The 19,212-nt window shown below is 73.8% G+C and carries 26 protein-coding genes and 1 pseudogene; 11 read left to right on the top strand and 16 right to left on the bottom strand.

Annotated elements, in window-relative coordinates; all coding sequences use genetic code 11:
- Positions 1–455 precede the first annotated feature (455 nt).
- The 12 genes from tyrS to ACQP60_RS04395 all read right to left on the bottom strand — a co-directional run bounded on the left by tyrS (position 456) and on the right by ACQP60_RS04395 (position 12,533).
- Positions 456–1,715, bottom strand: coding sequence for a tyrosine--tRNA ligase (gene tyrS, locus ACQP60_RS04450; RefSeq protein ID WP_429728752.1), 1,260 nt, complete (start codon positions 1,713–1,715; stop codon positions 456–458).
- A gap of 63 nt (positions 1,716–1,778) precedes the next feature.
- On the bottom strand, positions 1,779–2,447 hold the full coding sequence (locus ACQP60_RS04445; protein ID WP_429728750.1) for a DNA-3-methyladenine glycosylase: 669 nt from the start codon (positions 2,445–2,447) through the stop codon (positions 1,779–1,781).
- The gene (locus ACQP60_RS04440; protein ID WP_429728748.1) at positions 2,444–3,070 is read right to left on the bottom strand and encodes an AAA family ATPase; all 627 of its coding nucleotides are present in this window, start codon (positions 3,068–3,070) and stop codon (positions 2,444–2,446) included. Before ACQP60_RS04440 ends, ACQP60_RS04445 begins: the two co-directional genes overlap by 4 nt.
- A 124-nt stretch (positions 3,071–3,194) precedes the next feature.
- Positions 3,195–4,640 carry an argininosuccinate lyase gene (gene argH, locus ACQP60_RS04435; protein ID WP_429728812.1) on the bottom strand — a complete coding sequence of 482 codons (1,446 nt, stop codon included), beginning with the start codon at positions 4,638–4,640 and terminating at the stop codon, positions 3,195–3,197.
- A gap of 13 nt (positions 4,641–4,653) precedes the next feature.
- Positions 4,654–5,883, bottom strand: a complete 1,230-nt coding sequence (locus tag ACQP60_RS04430; protein ID WP_429728746.1) for an argininosuccinate synthase — start codon at positions 5,881–5,883, stop codon at positions 4,654–4,656.
- Between the two features lie 88 nt (positions 5,884–5,971).
- The gene (locus tag ACQP60_RS04425) at positions 5,972–6,529 is read right to left on the bottom strand and encodes an arginine repressor (RefSeq protein ID WP_429728744.1); all 558 of its coding nucleotides are present in this window, start codon (positions 6,527–6,529) and stop codon (positions 5,972–5,974) included.
- Complete coding sequence (gene argF, locus ACQP60_RS04420; protein WP_429728742.1) at positions 6,526–7,458, bottom strand: ornithine carbamoyltransferase; 933 nt, start codon at positions 7,456–7,458, stop codon at positions 6,526–6,528. The genes ACQP60_RS04425 and argF overlap by 4 nt, the downstream gene beginning before the upstream one ends.
- On the bottom strand, positions 7,458–8,762 hold the full coding sequence (locus ACQP60_RS04415; protein ID WP_429728740.1) for an acetylornithine transaminase: 1,305 nt from the start codon (positions 8,760–8,762) through the stop codon (positions 7,458–7,460). Before ACQP60_RS04415 ends, argF begins: the two co-directional genes overlap by 1 nt.
- On the bottom strand, positions 8,759–9,685 hold the full coding sequence (gene argB / locus ACQP60_RS04410) for an acetylglutamate kinase (protein WP_429728738.1): 927 nt from the start codon (positions 9,683–9,685) through the stop codon (positions 8,759–8,761). Before argB ends, ACQP60_RS04415 begins: the two co-directional genes overlap by 4 nt.
- Positions 9,682–10,863, bottom strand: a complete 1,182-nt coding sequence (argJ, locus tag ACQP60_RS04405) for a bifunctional glutamate N-acetyltransferase/amino-acid acetyltransferase ArgJ (protein WP_429728736.1) — start codon at positions 10,861–10,863, stop codon at positions 9,682–9,684. Before argJ ends, argB begins: the two co-directional genes overlap by 4 nt.
- On the bottom strand, positions 10,860–11,948 hold the full coding sequence (gene argC / locus ACQP60_RS04400; RefSeq protein WP_429728734.1) for an N-acetyl-gamma-glutamyl-phosphate reductase: 1,089 nt from the start codon (positions 11,946–11,948) through the stop codon (positions 10,860–10,862). Before argC ends, argJ begins: the two co-directional genes overlap by 4 nt.
- A 66-nt stretch (positions 11,949–12,014) precedes the next feature.
- Entirely contained in the window at positions 12,015–12,533 is a 519-nt protein-coding gene (locus tag ACQP60_RS04395; protein WP_429728733.1) for a GNAT family N-acetyltransferase, read from the bottom strand.
- A gap of 23 nt (positions 12,534–12,556) precedes the next feature.
- On the opposite strand from ACQP60_RS04395, the gene ACQP60_RS04390 reads away from it, so the two are divergent.
- The 3 genes and pseudogenes from ACQP60_RS04390 to ACQP60_RS04380 form a co-directional block, all read left to right on the top strand.
- A complete protein-coding gene (locus ACQP60_RS04390) occupies positions 12,557–13,540 on the top strand; it encodes a quinone oxidoreductase family protein (RefSeq protein WP_429728731.1) in 984 nt (327 codons plus the stop codon).
- 52 nt (positions 13,541–13,592) lie between these two features.
- Positions 13,593–14,384 carry a methyltransferase domain-containing protein gene (locus ACQP60_RS04385; protein ID WP_429728729.1) on the top strand — a complete coding sequence of 264 codons (792 nt, stop codon included), beginning with the start codon at positions 13,593–13,595 and terminating at the stop codon, positions 14,382–14,384.
- A gap of 34 nt (positions 14,385–14,418) precedes the next feature.
- Positions 14,419–14,541, top strand: a pseudogene (locus ACQP60_RS04380) (LLM class F420-dependent oxidoreductase); the annotation flags it as partial.
- Between the two features lie 86 nt (positions 14,542–14,627).
- Here the strand turns inward: ACQP60_RS04380 and ACQP60_RS04375 are convergent.
- The 4 genes from ACQP60_RS04375 to ACQP60_RS04360 form a co-directional block, all read right to left on the bottom strand.
- Entirely contained in the window at positions 14,628–15,659 is a 1,032-nt protein-coding gene (locus ACQP60_RS04375) for a tyrosine-type recombinase/integrase (RefSeq protein ID WP_429728727.1), read from the bottom strand.
- Between the two features lie 72 nt (positions 15,660–15,731).
- Positions 15,732–15,917, bottom strand: a complete 186-nt coding sequence (locus ACQP60_RS04370) for a hypothetical protein (RefSeq protein WP_429728725.1) — start codon at positions 15,915–15,917, stop codon at positions 15,732–15,734.
- Between the two features lie 175 nt (positions 15,918–16,092).
- Positions 16,093–16,365 carry a helix-turn-helix domain-containing protein gene (locus ACQP60_RS04365; RefSeq protein WP_429728723.1) on the bottom strand — a complete coding sequence of 91 codons (273 nt, stop codon included), beginning with the start codon at positions 16,363–16,365 and terminating at the stop codon, positions 16,093–16,095.
- A complete protein-coding gene (locus ACQP60_RS04360; protein WP_429728721.1) occupies positions 16,362–16,619 on the bottom strand; it encodes a helix-turn-helix domain-containing protein in 258 nt (85 codons plus the stop codon). The genes ACQP60_RS04365 and ACQP60_RS04360 overlap by 4 nt, the downstream gene beginning before the upstream one ends.
- Positions 16,620–16,731: 112 nt before the next feature.
- Between ACQP60_RS04360 and ACQP60_RS04355 the strand changes: the two genes are divergently transcribed.
- From ACQP60_RS04355 to ACQP60_RS04320, 8 genes are all read left to right on the top strand, one after another.
- Positions 16,732–16,977, top strand: coding sequence for a helix-turn-helix domain-containing protein (locus ACQP60_RS04355; protein ID WP_429728719.1), 246 nt, complete (start codon positions 16,732–16,734; stop codon positions 16,975–16,977).
- Positions 16,974–17,231: a helix-turn-helix domain-containing protein gene (locus ACQP60_RS04350; RefSeq protein WP_429728717.1), complete on the top strand. Its 258-nt coding sequence runs from the start codon at positions 16,974–16,976 to the stop codon at positions 17,229–17,231. Before ACQP60_RS04355 ends, ACQP60_RS04350 begins: the two co-directional genes overlap by 4 nt.
- Before the next feature lie 73 nt (positions 17,232–17,304).
- Positions 17,305–17,574, top strand: a complete 270-nt coding sequence (locus ACQP60_RS04345) for a hypothetical protein (RefSeq protein ID WP_429728715.1) — start codon at positions 17,305–17,307, stop codon at positions 17,572–17,574.
- The gene (locus ACQP60_RS04340) at positions 17,571–17,891 is read left to right on the top strand and encodes a hypothetical protein (protein ID WP_429728713.1); all 321 of its coding nucleotides are present in this window, start codon (positions 17,571–17,573) and stop codon (positions 17,889–17,891) included. Before ACQP60_RS04345 ends, ACQP60_RS04340 begins: the two co-directional genes overlap by 4 nt.
- Positions 17,888–18,250: a hypothetical protein gene (locus tag ACQP60_RS04335; RefSeq protein ID WP_429728712.1), complete on the top strand. Its 363-nt coding sequence runs from the start codon at positions 17,888–17,890 to the stop codon at positions 18,248–18,250. Before ACQP60_RS04340 ends, ACQP60_RS04335 begins: the two co-directional genes overlap by 4 nt.
- Entirely contained in the window at positions 18,247–18,615 is a 369-nt protein-coding gene (locus tag ACQP60_RS04330; RefSeq protein WP_429728710.1) for a hypothetical protein, read from the top strand. Before ACQP60_RS04335 ends, ACQP60_RS04330 begins: the two co-directional genes overlap by 4 nt.
- A complete protein-coding gene (locus tag ACQP60_RS04325) occupies positions 18,612–18,863 on the top strand; it encodes a hypothetical protein (protein ID WP_429728708.1) in 252 nt (83 codons plus the stop codon). The genes ACQP60_RS04330 and ACQP60_RS04325 overlap by 4 nt, the downstream gene beginning before the upstream one ends.
- Positions 18,860–19,210, top strand: a complete 351-nt coding sequence (locus ACQP60_RS04320; protein WP_429728706.1) for a hypothetical protein — start codon at positions 18,860–18,862, stop codon at positions 19,208–19,210. Before ACQP60_RS04325 ends, ACQP60_RS04320 begins: the two co-directional genes overlap by 4 nt.
- The last annotated feature ends 2 nt before the right edge of the window (positions 19,211–19,212 follow it).

Genomic DNA, 19,212 nt, shown 5'->3' with positions numbered 1-19,212 from the left:
TTGAGTTCTCAAACAACCGACGCACACCCACAGAACCAGAACTTCCGTCCCAGCCCCGCCGGGGCAACCCCTCAAACTTACTCGGTTCGTCCTGCCCCGTCAACTCCCGGCCGTTGGCCTGGTGTGTCGGTTCGGACGTCCCGGTCCCGAACGAGGGCGCACTCGTCGCCCTCGTGAAGAAGGATTCGGGTGTCCGCCCCGGGCCGGCCACCGGTACCCAGCCTCTCGGCTGTCTCCTCGGTGTCCGTTCTCCCTGTCGGGCGAACGACGAGAACATTACACACACTCCGGCCGGGGCACCAAATCGCGCTCTGACCTGCGCCGACACGTGTCCGGGCCGGCCCGACGGCGGCGGCGAGCGACGGCGGTCCTGGGGCGACGGCGGTCCTGAGGACGACGAAGGCCCCGGGCGAGCGCGTGCTCCCCCGGGGCCCTCGATCGCACGACCGCGGTGCTTACTCGGTGACGGCGACCGCGAGGGTCCGCTTGCCGCGACGCAGGACGGCGTACCTGCCGTGCAGCAGGTCCTCAGCGCGCAGCGCGGCGTCCTCCGACTCGACCTTGGTGTTGTTCACGTAGGCGCCGCCCTCACCGATCGCCCGGCGGGCGGCGGCCTTCGACGTGACAAGGCCCGAGCCGACGAACGCGTCGACGACGAGGTCGCCCGCCTTCGCCGTCGTGCGCGGGAGCTCCGCGACGGCGGCGCCGAGGGTCCGCTCGTCCAGGCCCTGCAGCTCGCCACGGCCGAACAGCGCCTGGCTCGCCGCGATGACGGCGTCGGTCGCGGCCTGCCCGTGCACCAGGGTGGTGAGGTCGCCGGCCAGCGCCCGCTGCGCCTCCCGGGCGAACGGCCGCTCGGCCACCTCGAGCTCGAGCGCCTCGATCTCCTCCCGCGAGCGGAAGGTGAAGACCTTGAGGTACTTCACGACGTCGGCGTCGGCCGTGTTGAGCCAGAACTGGTAGAACGCGTACGGGCTCGTGAGCTCCGGGTCGAGCCAGACGGCGCCGCCCTCGGACTTGCCCATCTTCGTGCCGTCGGCCTTGGTGATCAGCGGCGAGGTCAGGGCGTGCACCGCCGCGCCGTCGGTCTTGCGGATCAGCTCGACGCCGGACAGCAGGTTGCCCCACTGGTCGTTGCCGCCGAGCTGGAGCGTGCACCCGTGCCGCTCGTACAGCTCCCGGAAGTCCATGCCCTGCAGCACCTGGTAGCTGAACTCGGTGTAGCTGATGCCCTCGTCCGAGCGCAGGCGCCGCGCCACGATGTCCTTGCCGAGCATCGTGCCCACCCGGAAGTGCTTGCCGACGTCGCGCAGGAAGTCGATCGCCGACATGGACCCGGTCCAGTCGAGGTTGTTGACCATGCGCGCCGCCGCCGGCCCCTCGAAGTCGAGGAACGGCTCGATCTGTGCCCGGATGCGGTCCACCCAGCCCGCGACGACGTCCCTCGACTGCATCGAGCGCTCGGTGGTGGGGCGCGGGTCGCCGATGAGGCCCGTGGCACCACCGACCAGCGCGAGGGGGCGGTGCCCCGCGAGCTGGAGCCTTCGCATGTTCAGCAGCTGCACCATGTGGCCCACGTGGAGGCTCTGCGCCGTCGGGTCGAAGCCCGCGTAATAGGTGACGGGTCCCTCGGCCAGCGCAGAACGCAGCGCGGCCTCGTCGGTGGACTGCGCCACCAGGCCTCGCCAGTGCAGCTCGTCGAGAACGTCGGTCACCGTGTGCTCCTCGTGACAGGGGGTCGCGACCCGGTCGGGCCGCCCTCCTAGTGTGCCCGACGACTATCGCCGTCGGCGCCGTGATTCCGCCGCGCGGTACGCGGAGACGGTCGGGTCGCCCGCCAGCCAGGCCCGCCAGGGGAACAGGTCGGCGCGGCCGCCGTCGCCGCTCACCCCGACGCGAGGGCCGGTCGCGACCTGCCTGCCGTCGTCCTCCGGCGCCGTCGCCCGCACCCGCAGCACCAGGCCGCCGGCCGGGTCGGTGACGTCCGCGCCGTCGTCGGCCCGGTCGATCCCGAGCGCGACGGTCAGCCGCGCTGGCCCGCGTGCCAGGTCGACGTCGGACCGCGTCACGCCCGCGGCGGCGCGCCGCTCGCGCGCGAGGTCCGCGCCCTCGACCACCTCGCCCGCCCGCAGCAGCACGGCCGACGCCTCACCGGGCGGGCTGCACACGACGTTCATGCAGTGGTGCAGCCCCAGGTGCCGGTACACGTAGACGCGACCCGGCTCGCCGAACATCGTCCGGTTGCGCGCGGTCTCCCCGCGATAGGCGTGCGACCCGGGGTCGGCCGCGCCCGCGTAGGCCTCGACCTCGGTGATCCGCACGGTGACGGTCCCGTCCGGCGTGCGGCGCGTGAGCAGCGCGCCCAGCAGGTCGTGCGCGACGACGTGCACGTCCCGCGCGAACCACGCGCGGGACGGCACCACCGTCCCCGCCGCCACGCCGGTCATCGCTCCCCCGGGGCCGCGGCGGGCGCACCGTCGGCGAGGCGGCCGACGCCGTCGAGCCGGACGTCGGCACGCTCACGCGTGCGCTCGGCCGCGTAGTGGGCGCGCTCGTCGGCCATCCACTTCAGCCAGTGGTCGCGCGAGTCCGCCCCGTCACGGGCCAGGCCGCGCTCCAGGCGCACCGCGTCGTCGGCCTCGACCCAGACCCGTAGCGCGGCCCGGCCGTCGACCTGGCGGGCGGCGGCCCCGCAGCCCTCGACGACCACGACCGGCGCCGGCTCGACGTCGTGCGCCTCGGCGTACTCCCCCCGGACCCAGTCGTACCGCCGGTACCGCCCTGCGCGGCCCGCCTCGAGGGGTTCCAGGACCCACTCCCCCAGGCGGCGCGCCCCGCCGTCGGGCCCGGCCTCCCAGCCCTCGTAGAGGTCGTCCAGGTGCACGACCTGGCACGCGAACCGCACCGCGAGCTGCGTGGCCAGCGTCGTCTTGCCCGAGCCCGCCGGGCCGTCGACGCACACCAGCCTGGTCCGGCGCCACGGCTCGGGCGCTCCCGCGCCCGGGAGCCGGGGCTCCGCTGCACGCACGCGCGCCACGAGGTGGTCCAGCACGTCCTCGGTCGTCGTCACTCCCGCTCCTCTCGCCGGCTCCCAGACCGTATCCGCAGCCGTACCCGCACCGTACGGCGCGCCCGGAACGACGTCGGCCGCCCGCCCCGGAGGAGCGTGCGGCCGACGTCGAGCGCGGACCGGGTCAGCTGTCCGCCCAGATGCGGAACTCCGCGGACCGCTCCTTGGCGGCCTCCACCTGCTCCGCGACGCGGGCGGGCGCCGTGCCGCCGACGCCGTCGCGCGAGGCGACGGAGCCCTCGACGGACAGCACCTCGCGCACCCCCGGCGTCAGGTGCTCGGAGATCGCGGCGAGGTCGGCGTCCGAGAGGTCCCACAGCTCGATGCCGCGCTCCTCGCAGACCCGCACGCACGCGCCCGCGACCTCGTGCGCGACCCGGAACGGGACCCCCTGGCGCACCAGCCACTCGGCGATGTCCGTGGCCAGCGAGAAGCCCTGCGGGGCGAGCTCGGCCATGCGGTCCGTGTCGAACGTGAGGGTGCGCACCATGCCCGCGAACGCCGGCAGCAGCACGGTGAGGGTGGAGACCTGGTCGAAGACCGGCTCCTTGTCCTCCTGCAGGTCGCGGTTGTACGCCAGCGGCAGTCCCTTGAGCGTGGTGAGCAGGCCCGTGAGGTCACCCACCAGGCGGCCGGCCTTGCCGCGGGCGAGCTCGGCGATGTCCGGGTTCTTCTTCTGCGGCATGATGCTCGACCCGGTCGACCACGAGTCGTCCAGCCGCACGAAGCCGAACTCCTTCGTGTTCCAGAGGATGATCTCCTCGCTCAGCCGCGACAGGTCGATGCCGACCATCGCGGACACGAACGCGAACTCCGCGACGACGTCGCGCGCGGCCGTGCCGTCGATCGAGTTCTCCACCGGGCCGTCGAAGCCGAGCTCCGTCGCGACCGCCGCCGGGTCGAGGCCCAGCGACGAGCCCGCGAGCGCCCCGGACCCGTAGGGCGAGCGTGCGGCGCGGACGTCCCAGTCGACCAGCCGGTCGACGTCGCGCAGCAGCGGCCACGCGTGCGCCAGCAGCTGGTGCGCCAGGAGTACCGGCTGCGCGTGCTGCAGGTGCGTGCGGCCCGGCATGACGGCCTCGCCGGCCGCCTCCGCCTGCACGACGAGCGCGTCCACGACGTCGAGCACCTGGCGCACGACGACGCGCGCCTGGTCGCGCAGGTACAGCCGCACGAGCGTGGCGATCTGGTCGTTGCGCGAGCGGCCCGCGCGGAGCTTGCCACCCAGCTCGGCGCCCGCGCGCTCGATGAGGCCGCGCTCCAGGGCCGTGTGCACGTCCTCGTCGCCGAGCACGGGCAGGAAGGCCCCCGACTCGACGTCGGCGAGCAGCACGTCGAGCGCCTCGAGCATGCCGGTCAGCTCGTCGTCGGTGAGCAGGCCCGCGGCGTGCAGCACCCGGGCGTGCGCCCGCGAGCCCCGGATGTCGTACGGCGCCAGCACCCAGTCGAAGTGCGTCGACTGGCTCAGCGCCTGCAGCTCCGGCGACGGGCCGCCGGCGAACCGGCCGCCCCAGAGGGACACGTTGTCGGACTGCCGCGTCACGCTGCCGTCCGGGCCGCCGGGCGCCACCTCGGACCCCACGTCAGAGCTCCCCGGTGCCGAGGTCCACGCCGTTGCCGAACTTCTCGTCGCGGGCCGCGGCCTGCTTGGCGGCGAGGCCGTAGATCTCGATGAAGCCCTTGGCGTGCGACTGGTCGAACGAGTCGCCCTCGTCGTAGGTGGCGAGGTTGAAGTCGTACAGGCTCGACTCCGACTTCCGACCCGTGACGGTGGCCCGGCCGCCGTGCAGGACCATGCGGATGTCGCCGGAGACGTACTTCTGCGTCTCGTCGACGAAGGTGTCGAGGTTCTTCTTCAGCGGGGAGAACCACATGCCGTCGTAGACCAGCTCGGTCCAGCGCTGCTCGACCTGGCGCTTGAAGCGGGCCTGCTCGCGCTCGAGCGTGACGTTCTCCAGCTCCTGGTGCGCGGCGATGAGCGCGATCGCGCCGGGCGCCTCGTAGATCTCGCGGGACTTGATGCCCACGAGGCGGTCCTCGACGATGTCGATGCGACCGACGCCCTGGGCGCCCGCGCGACGGTTCATCTCCTGGATCGCCTGCAGGGGGGTGACGGCCACGCCGTCGAGCGCGACCGGCACGCCCTGGTCGAACGTGATGACGACCTCGTCGGCGACCGGCGGGAACGTCGGGTCGTCCGTGTAGGAGTAGACGTCCTTGGTCGGCTCGTTCCAGATGTCCTCGAGGAAGCCGGTCTCCACCGCGCGGCCCCACACGTTCTGGTCGATCGAGAACGGGTTCTTCTTGGTCGTCGCGATCGGCAGGTCGTGGCGCTCGGCGTAGTCGATGGCCTTCTCGCGCGTGAGGGCGAGGTCGCGCACCGGGGCGATGGACTTGAGGTCGGGGGCGAGCGACGTCGTCGCGACCTCGAAGCGGACCTGGTCGTTGCCCTTGCCGGTGCAGCCGTGCGCGACCGTCGTCGCGCCGAACTGGCGCGCGGCGCGCACGAGGTGCTTGACGATCACCGGGCGGGAGATGGCCGAGACCAGCGGGTAGCGGTCGAGGTACATGCCGTTGGCCTTGAGCGCGGGCATGCAGTACTCCGCGGCGAACTCGTCGCGCGCGTCGGCGACGTACGCCTCGACGGCGCCGCAGTCGAGCGCGCGCTTGCGGATGACGTTCATGTCCTCGCCGCCCTGGCCGACGTCGACGGCCACGGCGACGACCTCGGCCCCGGTGGCCTCGGCGATCCAGCCGATGGCCACGGAGGTGTCCAGGCCGCCCGAGTAGGCGAGCACGACGCGATCAGTCATCACAGTTCTCTTTCTGGCGTGGGGGTTCGGGTCAAGTCTGGCAGCGCCGGCCCGCGGGGGCCACGGCCGTGCCGTCGGTCAGGTCGGGTCAGGGTTGGGTCAGCTCGAGGAAGCGGCGCGCGAGGTCGTCGCCGCCGAGCGGGTCGCGCGCGATCACGAGGATCGTGTCGTCGCCCGCGATGGAGCCGAGGACGCCCGGGAGGACAGAGTGGTCGATCGCGGACGCGAGGTAGTTGGCCGCGCCGGGGGGCGTGCGCAGCACGACGAGGTTGGCCGACGCCTCCGCCGACACGAGCAGGTCGTTGCAGAGCCGGGCGAGACGCGCGGCGACGTACTCGACGTCGTGCTCCCCCACGCCCGCGGCCTGCACGCTGCGGTCGCCGCCCTCGCCGGGCACGGCGTACACGAGGGACCCGGCCGCGTTGCGCACCTTCTCGGCCCGCAGCTCGATGAGGTCGCGCGACAGGGTGCCCTGCGTGACGCTGACGCCCGCGTCGGCGAGCTCGCGGGCCAGCTCGGCCTGCGAGTGGATCGCCGTGCGCCGCACGATCTCGACGATCCGCGCGTGCCGCGCGGCCTTGGTGGTCGGCCCCGCGGCCTGGCCCGAGGGCTGGCCGACCGGCGGCGTCCCGTCGACGCCGCTCACCGGTGCTCCAGCAGCCAGGTCAGCAGCGCCTTCTGCGCGTGCAGACGGTTCTCCGCCTCGTCCCACACCACCGACGCGGGGCCGTCGATCACCTCGGCGGTGACCTCCTTGCCGCGGTAGGCGGGCAGGCAGTGCAGGAAGATCGCGTCGTCGGCCGCGGCGGCCAGCAGCGTGTCGTCGACGCGGTAGGCGTCGAGGGCGGCGAGCCGCTCGGCGGCCTCGTCCTCGTCGCCCATGGACACCCAGGTGTCCGCGGCGACGACGTCGGCCCCCGCGACGGCGGCGCGCGCGTCGGTTGTGACGGTCACCGACCCGCCGGTCGTGGCGGCGATCTCCCGGGCGCGGGCGACGACGTCGTCGGGCGGGAGGTAGCCCTCCGGCCCGGCGACGGCGACGTGCAGACCGGCGGTGACGCCGCCGAGCAGGTACGACGCAGCCATGTTGTTGCCCGCGTCCCCCACGTAGGCGAGGCGCTGCCCGGCCAGGGCGGAGATGCCGCCCCGGTGCTGGGCGACCGTGAGCAGGTCGGCGAGGATCTGGCACGGGTGGAAGCCGTCGGTCAGCGCGTTGACCACGGGAACCCGCGAGACGGCCGCCATCTCGTCGATGCGCTCCTGGCCGAACGTGCGCCACACGATGGCGGACACCTGGCGGTCGAGCACACGCGTGACGTCGGCGACGGACTCGCGCACGCCCACCTGGGCGAGGCGGCCGTCCACGATCACGGGGAAGCCGCCGAGCTCGGCGACGCCCGTCGAGAACGAGACCTGCGTGCGCAGCGTCGGCTTGTCGAACAGCACCGCGACGCCCTGCGGGCCCGCGAGCGGCGCGCGCACGAACCGGTCCTCCCGGAACGCCATGCCGAGCTCGAGGACCTCCCGCTGCTCGTCCGGGGTGAGGTCGTCGTCGCGGAGGAAGTGGCGGGGCATCAGGGCTTCCCTTCGGCGGTCGGGTCGGCAGTCGTGTCGGGGACGGTGACGGCGGCGAAGAACCGGGCGGTGTCGCGCGCCTGGTCGGCCGTGAGGATCAGCGGGGGCGCCAGACGGATCGCGTCCGGGGCGACGGCGTTGACGACGAAGCCCGCCTCGAGGGCCGCCGCCGCGACGTCGGCCGCGACGGGCCGGGTGAGCTGGACGGCGAGCAGGAGCCCGCGGCCCCGCACCCCGGCGACCAGCGGGTTGCCCGCCGCCTCGATCTCGGTCCGCAGCACCTCGCCGACGCGGCGGACGTTCTCCAGCAGACCGTCGCGCTCGATGACGCCGAGCGTCGCGAGGCCCGCCGCGGCGGCGACGGGGTTGCCGCCGAACGTGGTGCCGTGCTGGCCGCGGCCGAGCAGGGTCGCGGCACGCTCGCCGAACGCGATCGCGGCGCCCACGGGGAAGCCGCCGCCCAGCCCCTTGGCCACGGTGACGACGTCGGGCACGACGCCGCCGCCGATCTCCGGCTGCTGGAACGCGAACCAGGAACCCGTGCGGCCGACGCCCGTCTGGACCTCGTCGAGCACGAGCAGCGCGCCCGCCTCGGCGGTGAGCCGGCGTGCGTGGGCCAGGTAGCCCGGGGGCAGCGGCCGCACGCCGGCCTCGCCCTGCAGCGGCTCGACGACGAGCGCCGCGACGCCGCCCCGCTCCGCGACGGCCTCGGGCGAGAACGCCTCGTCGAGAGCGGCGGTGTCGCCGAAGGCCACGTGCTCCACGCCGCCCGGCAGCGGCTCGAACGGCTCGCGGTAGGCGGCCTTCGCCGTGAGCGCGAGGGCGCCCATCGACCGGCCGTGGAAGCCGCCCTCGAGGGCCAGGACCCGGGTGCGGGCGCCGTCGTCGCCTGTGTTGCGGCGCGCCATCTTGAACGCCGCCTCGACCGCCTCGGTGCCCGAGTTGGTGAAGAACACCCGCGAGCCGTCGGGGGCGCCCGCGAGGTGCAGGAGCCGCTCGGCGAGCCCGATCTGCGTGGGCGTGGCGAAGAAGTTCGACACGTGGCCGAGGGTGCCGAGCTGCGCGCTGATCGCCGCGGTGAGGGTGGGGTGCGCGTGACCGAGCGCGTTCACCGCGATCCCGGCGAGCAGGTCGAGGTAGCGGCGCCCGTCGGCGTCCCACACGTACGCGCCCTCGCCCCGCACCAGCACGCGCTGCGGCGGGCCGAACGTGTCCATCACGGCGTGGGAGTAGCGGTCGGTCCAGGCGGCGTTCGAGGCGTCGGCCAGGGCGCCCCCGCTCACGGACTGCAGGGTGTCGCTCACGCGCCCGCCTCCTTCGTCGTCGCTCCCGGCGCGGGCACGACCATGGTGCCGTTGCCGCGGGTGGTGAAGACCTCCAGCAGCACGGAGTGCGGCTGGCGGCCGTCGATCACGGTGGCGCGCGGCACGCCGCCCTGCACGGCCCGCAGGCACGCCTCCATCTTCGGCACCATGCCCGACGTCAGGCTCGGCAGCAGGGCTGCGAGGTCCGGCGCGGTGATCTCCTCGACGAGGGAGTCCTTGTCGGGCCACGAGGTGTACAGGCCCTCGACGTCGGTGAGCATGATGAGCTTGCTCGCGCCGAGCGCCACCGCGAGCGCCGAGGCTGCCGTGTCGGCGTTGATGTTGAGCACCTGGGTCGGGTCGTCGACGTCGGGCGCGACGGTCGACACGACCGGGATGCGGCCGGCGTCGAGCAGGTCCTGCACGGCGCCGGGGTCCACCTGGACGACGTCCCCCACGAGGCCGACGTCGACCGGCTCGCCGTCGACCACGGCGTGCCGGCGGGCGGCGCGGAACAGCCCGGCGTCCTCCCCCGACATCCCGACGGCGTGCGGGCCGTGCGCGTTGATGAGGCCGACGAGCTCGCGCGAGACCTGGCCGGTGAGCACCATGCGCACCACGTCCATCGCCTCGGGCGTGGTGACGCGCAGGCCGCCGCGGAACTCGCTGTGGATGTCCAGCCGCTCCAGCATGGCGTTGATCTGCGGGCCCCCGCCGTGCACGACGACGGGCCGCAGGCCCACCTGGCGCAGGAAGACCATGTCCTGCGCGAACGCGGCCTTGAGCTCGTCGTCGATCATGGCGTTGCCGCCGTACTTGACGACGACGAGCGCGCCCGCGAACTCCTGGAGCCACGGGAGGGCCTCGAGGAGCACCTCGGCCTTCTGCTCGGGCGCGAGCCCGTTCACGACGTCGCTGCTCATGAGCTGTACGCGCTGTTCTCGTGGACGTACGCGTGCGTGAGGTCGTTGGTCCACAGCGTGATCTCGGCGTCGCCCGCGTGCAGGTCGATCGTGATGTCGACGTCGCGCGACGCGGCGAGGTCCACCTTCTCGGGCGACTCGTGCGCCCCGCCGGCCTTGCACACCATGACGCCGTTGACGCTGACGTCGAGCTCCAGCGGGTCGAACGGCGCGACCTCCTCGGGCACCGTGCCGACCTGCGACAGGATCCGGCCCCAGTTGGGGTCGTTGCCGAAGATCGCGGCCTTGACCAGGTTGGACCGGCTCACCGCCCGCGCCACGGCCAGGCCCGCGTCCTCGGTCGTCGCGCCCGTGACCGTGATGGCGATGTCGTGCGACGCGCCCTCCGCGTCGGCCACGAGCTGGCGCGCCAGCTCGGCGCAGACGGCGGTGACGGCCTCGGTGAACGCGGCGTCGTCCGGGGTCGCGCCGGACGCACCCGAGGCCATGAGCACCACCGTGTCGGAGGTGGACATGCAGCCGTCGGAGTCGACCCGGTCGAACGTCGTGCGGGTCGCGGTGCGCAGCGCCGCGTCCGTCGTCCCGGCCTCCACGACGGCGTCGGTCGTGATGACGCACAGCATCGTGGCGAGCGCGGGAGCGAGCATGCCCGCGCCCTTGGCCATCCCGCCCACGGTCACGGTGCCGGACGGCGTCTCGATCGTGCGCACCGCGGTCTTCGGGACGGAGTCCGTCGTCATGATGGCCGTGGCCGCGCTCACGCCCGACGCCTCGTCCGGGCCCAGCGCCTCCGCCGCCACCGGAATGCCCGCGAGCAGCTTCTCGGCCGCGAGGCGCACGCCGATGAGGCCGGTCGAGGCCACGAGGACGTCGATCGCGCCGATCCCGAGCACCTCCGCGACCTTCTCCGCCGTGGCGTGCGAGTCCTGGAACCCGCCGGGGCCGGTGCACACGTTCGCGGCCCCCGAGTTCAGCACGACGGCGCGGGCGACCCCGTCCTTGATCGCCTGACGCGACCACATCACGGGCGCGCCGACCACACGGTTGCTCGTGAAGACGGCGGCCGCCGCGTGCTGCGGGCCGTCGTTGACGACCAGGGCGAGGTCGGGGGCGCCGGAGGCCTTGAGGCCTGCCGTGATCCCGGCGGCCCGGAACCCCTTCGCTGCGGTGACGCTCATGGAGCGACTCCTTCGGTGACGAGGCCGGCCGTCTCCGGCAGGCCGAGGGCGAGGTTCATGGCCTGGACCGCCTGGCCGGCGGTGCCCTTGACCAGGTTGTCGATGGCGGTGACGGTCACGACGCGCCCGGCGCCGGCGTCGAGCGCGACCTGCACGAGGGCGGTGTTGGCGCCGAGCGTGGCGGCCGTCGTCGGCCACTGCCCGTCCGGGAGGAGCTCGACGAACGGCTCGTCCGCGTAGGCCTCCGCCCACACGGCGCGGACGTCGGCGGCCGTGGCGCCCTCGTGCTCCGGCGCGAGACGCGCGGTGACGGTGGCGAGGATGCCGCGCGACATCGGCACGAGCGTGGGCGTGAAGCTGATCGACACCGCGGGCGCGCCGGCGGTGCGCAGGTTCTGCGCGATCTCGGGGATGTGCCGGTGCGTGCCGCCGACGGCGTACGGCACCGCGGAGCCCAGGCCCTCGGCGGCGAGCAGGTGCGGCTTGAGGGACTTGCCCGCGCCGGAGTACCCGTTGGCGAGGACCGCCACGACGTCGGCCGGGCTCACGAGGCCGGCGGCGACGCCCGGCTGCAGGCCGAGCGTGACGGCCGTGACGTTGCAGCCCGGCACGGCGATCCGGCGGGCGCCGGCCAGGTGGTCGCGCTGCGTCCCGGTGACGCCGCCCTCGCCGTCCGCGTGAAGCAGCTCCGGCAGGCCGTAGGGCCAGGTGCCCGCGTGGGCCGAGCCGTAGAACTGCTCCCAGTCGGCGGCGGACGCGAGCCGGTGGTCGGCGCCCAGGTCGAGGACCAGCACGTCGTCGGGCAGCTGCGCGGCGATCTCGCCGGACGCACCGTGCGGCAGGCCGAGCACGACGACGTCGTGACCCGCGAGCGCCTCCGGCGTCGTGGGCTCGAGCACCCTGTCCGCGAGGGAACGCAGGTGCGGCTGGTGCGTACCGAGCCGCGTGCCGGCGTTCGAGTGCGCCGTGAGCGTCCCGATCTCCAGCGCGGGGTGACGCGCCGCGAGGCGCAGGAACTCGCCCCCGGCGTACCCGGAGGCACCGGCGACGGCGACGCGGAACGTGCGCGACTCAGTGCTGACCATATGCAGCACTATACATACCTATGCAGCGCCCCTGGAACCTGTTTCTCGCGCCCCGGGCGCCGCGGGTCACGCGACGAGCGGGAGGTACATCACGTGCAGCCCCACGTAGCCGTGCGCCGGGCTGCGGAAGGCGCCCGGCACCGTGCCGACCACCTCGAACCCGAGCGCCCGCCACAGGCGCACCGCGACCTCGTTGGACTCGACCACCGCGTTGAACTGGACGCCGCGGAAGCCCTGCTCGCGGTGCCACGCGACGACGTGCTCGCCGAGCGCCCGGCCCACCCCCAGCCCGCGAGCCTCGGGAGACACCATGAACGACGCCGTGCCCACGTGGTCGCCGTTCCCGGGTCGGTTCGGCCCCATCTTGGCCGTGCCCAGCAGCGTCCCGTCGGCCCCCTCCGCCACGACCGTCGCGCCGGGGGCCCGCTCCATCCAGATCTCCCGCGCCTGCTCGCTGGTGAGGTCCAGCGGGTAGACGTAGGTCTCTCCCTCGCGAACGACCGCCTCGACGATCGGCCACAGGGCGGGCCAGTCGTCGTCGGTCGCGGGGCGGATCGTGAACGGGGCGCGGGTGTCTCGGGTCACGCCCGAAGCATAAGGTCGGACGCATGCACGCAGTCGTGGCCCGCGCGGCGGGTGGTCCCGAGGTCCTGGAGTACGTCGAGCAGCCCGACCCCGCGCCCGGCGCGGGCGAGCTCCTCGTCCGCGTCGCCGCGGCGGGGGTCAACTTCATCGACACGTACCGCCGCGCCGGCGTGTACCCGATGAGCTACCCCCACGTCGTGGGCGTCGAGGGCGCCGGCACCGTCGAGGAGGTCGGCGACGGCGTGGAGGGCTTCGCGGTCGGCGACGAGGTGGCCTGGAACGAGGCGCCGGGCTCGTACGCGGAGCTCGCCGTCGTCCCCGCGGCGAACGCCGTCCGCGTCCCCGCGGGGCTGGACCTCGTCACCGCCGCGGCGCTGCCGCTGCAGGGCATGACGGCCCACTACCTCGTCGCGTCGACCTTCGAGGTCGGGCCGGGCCACGACGTGCTGCTCACCGCCGGCGCCGGCGGCGTCGGCCTGCTCGCCACCCAGCTCGCGGTAGCACGCGGCGGTCGCGTCATCACCACCGTGTCCTCGCCCGAGAAGGCGGCCCTGTCGTCGGCGGCCGGCGCCGCGCACACCGTCGACTACGCGGCGATGGACGACATCGCGACCGAGCTGCCCGCGGTCGTGCGCGACCTGACCGACGGCCGCGGCGTGCACGTCGTGTACGACGGCGTGGGCCGCGCCACGTTCGACGCGTCGCTCGCGTCGCTGCGCCCGCGCGGCACCCTCGTGCTGTTCGGCGGAGCCTCCGGGCAGGTGCCGCCGTTCGACCCGCAGCGCCTCAACTCCGGCGGGTCGCTCTACCTCACCCGGCCCACGCTGGGGCACTACCTCCTCACCCGGGGGGAGCTCGAGTGGCGGGCGTCCGAGGTGCTCGGGGCCGCCGCCGCGGGCGACCTGGACGTCCGGATCGGCGAGCGGCTCCCCCTCGCCGAGGCCGCGCAGGCGCACCGCGCGCTGGAGGGACGCGCCACGACGGGCAAGGTGCTGCTCGTCCCCTGACCGTCGGGTTAGTATCTCGACATCAAGAGACTTGATGTCGAGAGGAATGGTCATGGCCGACTGGTCCCCCACCGCGTACCTGCGCTACACCAACGAACGGTCGCGCCCCTTCGGCGAGCTCGTCGCGCGCGTCGTGCGCGACCCGGCGAGCGTCGTCGACCTGGGCTGCGGCCCGGGCCACCTCACCCCCGTGCTGCGCGAGCGGTGGCCCGACGCCGCGTTCGTCGGGCTCGACGCCTCCCCCGCGATGGTCGAGCGCGCGCGGGCCGCCGACCCGGACGGCCGGTACGAGCTCGCCGACGTGCGCGACCACGCCGCCGGACGCGGCCCCGTCCCCGAGGCCGACCTCGTGATCAGCAACGCCACGCTCCAGTGGGTGCCCGGGCACCGCGACCTGCTCCCCGCCCTCGCGGCCACGGCGCGGCAGACGTTCGCGTTCTCCGTCCCCGGCAACCACGACGCCCCGAGCCACCGCACCCTGCGCGAGGTCGCCGGCCGCGCGCCCTACGCCGCCGTCGTCGGGCCCGTCGAGCGCCGCGCCGTCGGCGACCCCGCCGAGTACCTCGAGCTCCTGTCCAGGCCCGGCTGGTCGGTCGACGCCTGGGAGACGACCTACACGCACGTGCTCGACGGCGACGACCCGGTGCTGCGGTGGATCTCGGCGACCGGCGCCCAGCCGGTGCTGCACGCGCTCGACGCGCACGACGCCGCGCACGGCACCGACCTGCGCGCCCGGTTCGACGCCGACCTCGGCGCCGCCCTGCGCGAGGCCTACCCCCGGCGTCCGTTCGGAACGCCCCTGGCCTTCCGGCGCGTCTTCGCGGTCGCCACGCGGACGGCCTGACGCCTCACCCGGGAGTCGGTCGTAGGCTCGCGCCGTGACCGACACCACGTTCCCGATCCGCATCGGGGTCCAGCTCCAGCCGCAGCACGCCGACTACGCCCAGGTGCGCGACGCCGTCCGGCGCGCCGAGGACGCCGGCGTCGACGTGATCTTCAACTGAGACCACCTCGTCCGAGCGTTCATGCAGGTGAGGGTGATTTCTTGGCGCTCGCGGCCCGGGCGTGCGTCACCTGTGCGTCACGCCTACCCCTGACGCCGCGCACGACGTAGCGACGGGGCCGCGCGAGGCGCCTCGAGCCGCTTCCACGCAGCCGTCACGGGGTTGGAGACGTCGGGCGCCAGGTGGGCGTACCGCTCGGTCGTCTTGATGCTGCCGTGCCCGAGCTGCGTCTTGACGTCGTACAGCGGGACGCCAGCCTGCACGAGCCACGAGGCCGCCGTGTGCCGGAACTTGTGCGGGTGGGTGTGCGGCAGGCCGGCCTCCTCGAGCACGACGCGGAGATCCTCGCGCCAGTTCGCGGCGTTGAGGTCGCGGCCGCGCTTCGTGACGAAGATGCGCGCGTCGGCAGGGCGCCCGACGAGGAGCGCGCCCAGGCGCTTCACGAGCCAGGCGGGCGCCGGCACCTCGCGGATCGAGGTGGAGTTCTTCGGGTAGGGCTTGTCCTTGCCGTGCTGCGTGAGCGTGTGGTCGATCCTCACGGTGCGCCGTAGCCAGTCGACGTCGTCGCCGCGGAGCGCGACCGCCTCGCCCCATCGCGGCCCGACCCAGCACATGAGCTCGACCAGCACGGCGTCGGACTCGCGCCCCGCCTTGCGGAGCGCGCCGGCGATCGCCTCGACCTCGCGCTGGGTGTGCCACTCGGGCAGCTTCGGCGGGGCCGTCGGCGGCTTCACCCGGCGGGCGGGGTTCGCCTCGAGGTGCCCATCGAGCGTGGCGGCCTCGAGCGTCGCCTTGAGGTGCGCCAGCGCCTTCCCGATCGCCGCGGGCCCGATGCCGTCTCGCTCCCGCGCCGCGACCCAGCCGCCCACCTCGCTCCGGGTGATGTCGCGCAGCGGACGGTCGGCGAAGTGCTCGCGCAGGTGGAGGCGCCACGACGTGTCGTCGGCACGCCGCGTCTCGGCCTCGACGACGCGCGTGCGCTGCCAGCGGTCGTACCACTCCCCCAGCGTCAGGGACTCGCGCCGCGGGTCGCGCCAGGTGCCCCGGCGCGCGTCGGTCGCGGTTTGCTCGGCCCACTCCTTGACGACCTTCTTGAGGGGGTCGGTCTGCGTCACGCGGCGACCGTCCGGAAGCCGGACGGTCGCCTGCCAGACGCCCGAGGGCAGTCGGCGGTATGCGGGCATCGGCTACAGCCAGATCGACGCCGGCAGCGTGGCCCCGCTCGCCGCCAAGAGCAGCTGGCGCGAGCGATGGTTCATGATGTCGACGGGCAGACCGGCGCGCCGGATGACCTGCCAGAGCTCGACGGCGCCGACCTCGCCCTCGACGAGACGCCGGAGGAACTCCTCCCGGCGATCGAGGGCAGCCTGCACGGCGGCGTCGACTGCTGGACGAGACGGAGCGATTACACCGATGGACATAATGAGCGTTCCCCCACGCGTTTGACCCCTCCAACTCTCCTAGGTGGAGCGGGTGAAACGATGGTAGGCAGGGGCACCCGACCCACTCGGGGCGAGTGCGGGTGAAATCTGACCCGTTGCGGGAACGTTATCGACGGGACGCAGTCGACCGTCGGTGTCCGGCTCGACCCGCGCGCTTCTCCGCGGCGAGGAGCAGGTCGGAGGGCGCGAGCTCGAGAACCTCGGCGACTCGGTCGAGCGCCCGGATCGGGATGTCACGCTTGCCCGCCTCGTAGCGGTGGATCGCCTCGGGGGAGATCCCGGTCGCCTGCGCTAGCTCGCGCTGGGAGTAGCCGGCCGCGACACGCTCGCCGGCGATGCTGCGCCCGAGGGCCTGGCTCAGAATGCTCGCCTCCGTCACGACCGCCGCTCCGCGCGTGCCTCCGCCGCAGCCATGAGCTCCGACGGCTTGTACCCGAGGGCGCCCGCGAGCTGCGCGAGCGTCTTGTAGGGGACGTCCCGCTCGCCTCGCTCGTACCGCCCGAGGGCGACTTCGGACAGCCCCGCGCGCTTCGCCAGCTCGCCGCGCGTGAGGCGAGCTGCGGAGCGTTCGGCCGTCAACGTGTCCGCCAGGGCGGAGGTCAGCGCATCAACCTGGGTCTCGTTGGTGTCCATATGGATGAAGAGTAGCGCCGTCCGGGCTGTGTGACACTCCATCTGGAAATTTCATCCCCTCGTATCCGATTGGATCTGTGCACGGCCCGGTTGGGCCGGGTAGGGTATCCGTATGGATACGGCAGACGTCCTCCCGGAGGTGCTCGAAGAGCTCCGCCGGAAGGCAAACATCACCCAGGAGACTCTGGCAGAGGCCACGGGCATCCCCAAGGCCACCCTGCAGCGGCGTCTCGGCCCCTACGACCAGATCAGGTTCAAGGAGCTCGCGCGCATCGCGCAGTTCTTCGGCAAGAAGCCCTCGGAGATCTCGGCGATCGCCGAGGCGCGCTCCACCGACTTCGGGCCGGTGCAGCAGTGAGTGCGCGACGGAGCGCGGCCCCCGCGCCGGCGACCTCCCCGCACGTCACCGTCAAGGCGGTCGCCGACCTCCTCAGCTGCTCCCCCGACCACGTGTACGGCCTCATGCACGACGGCGTGCTGCCCTACGTCGACATCTCCCGGCGCGGCGAGAAGCTGCGCCGCCCCAAGCTCCGTATCCCGCTCGCGCAGGTCGAGGCGTACATCGCCCGCCAGACCAAGCGCGGCGCCGCCGGTCTCCGTCCCACGAGCTGACCGCGGACAGCACGAAGCCCCCGCGCCGACCAGGGCAATGACGGGGGCTACGCACTCACCGAGGAGTCTACCGATGACCACCACCCACACCACCACGCCGCGACCGATCCAGGTCCCGTTCATGCTCTACACGCTGTCGGCGGAGCCCGACACCATGGGCTCGCCGGCCGAGCCAGCGGTCGACCTGTTCGAGAAGGACATGCGCGGCCGCGTCCTCCACACCCACGCCGTCACGCCCGCCCAGGCGCGCGAGCTCGCGGCGCAGCTGGTGAAGGCCGCGGACGTGTCGGAGTCGCGCGGCCAGGACGCCCGCCTCGTCGAGTCGTTCGGCGGTGCCCGATGACCGCCCGACCCGAGGTGATCGACGCCGTGCCGGGCGTGCCCCGCCGCCGCCCCGCGGACCCGGTCGTGCCGGCGCTGTCGTCGCAGGCGGGCGTGCAGGCTCTGCTGCGCGGTCAGGCGGCCGTGCTCGACGCGGTGCACGTGGCCGCGACGCCGTCGGGCGACTCGGCGCTTGCGGTCCTCCGCGCGAAGGACGACGTCGTCGCGGCCGCGCTCGACTGGTTCGGCTCGCAGCCCGGCGTCTACGAGGAGCGCGCCATCGCCTCGCTCGACAGCGCATGCGCGCGTCTCGTCGAGTTGCGCGGAGGCATCCGATGACCGCCGCGATGGAGCCCCGCGACATCGACGAGCTGCTCGCCGAGCACGCCGCAACGAACCCGCTCGTGCAGCTCGCGCTCGAGCAGCGCGAGCCTCGGAACCTCACCTCGCAGGGGGAGGAGAGGGCGGCCGGCGCGCCCCGCGTGACCACGCACACCGCGGGGCGCGCCGCCCGGCACCCCCTCGGCGTCGCCATGGTCGCCGCCCTGGCGCTCGCGGCCGTCTACCTCGGCGTCGTCGTCGAGCTGACCGCCCCGCTGATGTCGGGCGGCCAGCTGATCGCCGGCCCCGTCCTGATCGTGGGCGGCGGACTGCTGCTCGCCCGTCTCGTGCACGTCCAGCTGCGGAGGACCCGATGACCGCCACCACGCCTCACCGCTTCGACCAGTGCGACGCGACGTGCACGACGGATTGCGGGCACTGCAAGGGCAACGACGTGCTCAAGGCGGCTGCGACGGCCGTCCGCGACACGCTGAACGACGAGCGTCCCGTCACCGCCCTGGACTACCGCATCGCGGCCGCGGTGCTCGGCACGCTGCCTGAGCACCGCGACGACATCGTGCAGCTGCTGGACCAGCACGACACGTACAGCGTCAGCCCGGACGAGGGGTCGGAGTGCGAGTGCGGCGCGCCCATCGGCACGGTCGAGGAGTACGCCCCGCGGCAGTGGGCGACGCACCGCGCCAACGTCCTGCTCTCGCTCCTCGCGGGCGGTGCCCGATGAGCACGCCGACCATCACCCCGGCCCAGACCGACCGCCCCGAGCCGACCGCGTCGGCCGACGTCGGCGAGGTGGTCCACCAGGTCTGCACGACCTGCTGGCCAAACTGCTTCGCGAGCGACGGTGAGCGGTTCGCCCTTTGCGGGGCCGACATGCGCGGCGAGCGCGAGGTCGCGACCGCAGGGCCCGGTGAGCCGTGCGAGCCGTGCGAGGCCGCCGCGAGTTCTCACTGGCACGGCGGTGCCCGATGAGCACGCCGACCCTGACCCCCGCAGAGGCGGGCGCTCGCGGCCGGGCCCTGTCGCTCGCGGCGCGGCGGCGCGAGGAGATCGCCGCGGGCCTCGCGGTGATCGCTGCCTGGCCCAAGGGCCAGACGTTGTCGGTGAACGACGTGCGCGAGCAGCTCGACGCGATCGGCTTCCCGAACCGCGCCCGCGCCGGCCTCTTCACCCGCGCCGTCTCGGACGGACTCCTGATCCCCGTGTTCTACGGCGGCTCCGACGACCAGCGCACCGTGCCCTCCACCGGGCACAGCGCCCACGGCGCCCGCGTGAACGTCTACGGCCGCACGCGCCTGCCCTACCGGTCGGGCGGGTAGCC

Origin of the sequence: Isoptericola variabilis (assembly GCF_050311655.1) — a bacterium.
Taxonomy (GTDB): Bacteria; Actinomycetota; Actinomycetes; order Actinomycetales; family Cellulomonadaceae; genus Isoptericola; species Isoptericola variabilis.
Note: the sequence above shows the minus strand (reverse complement) of the source record. Positions and strands in the feature narration are given on the sequence as shown.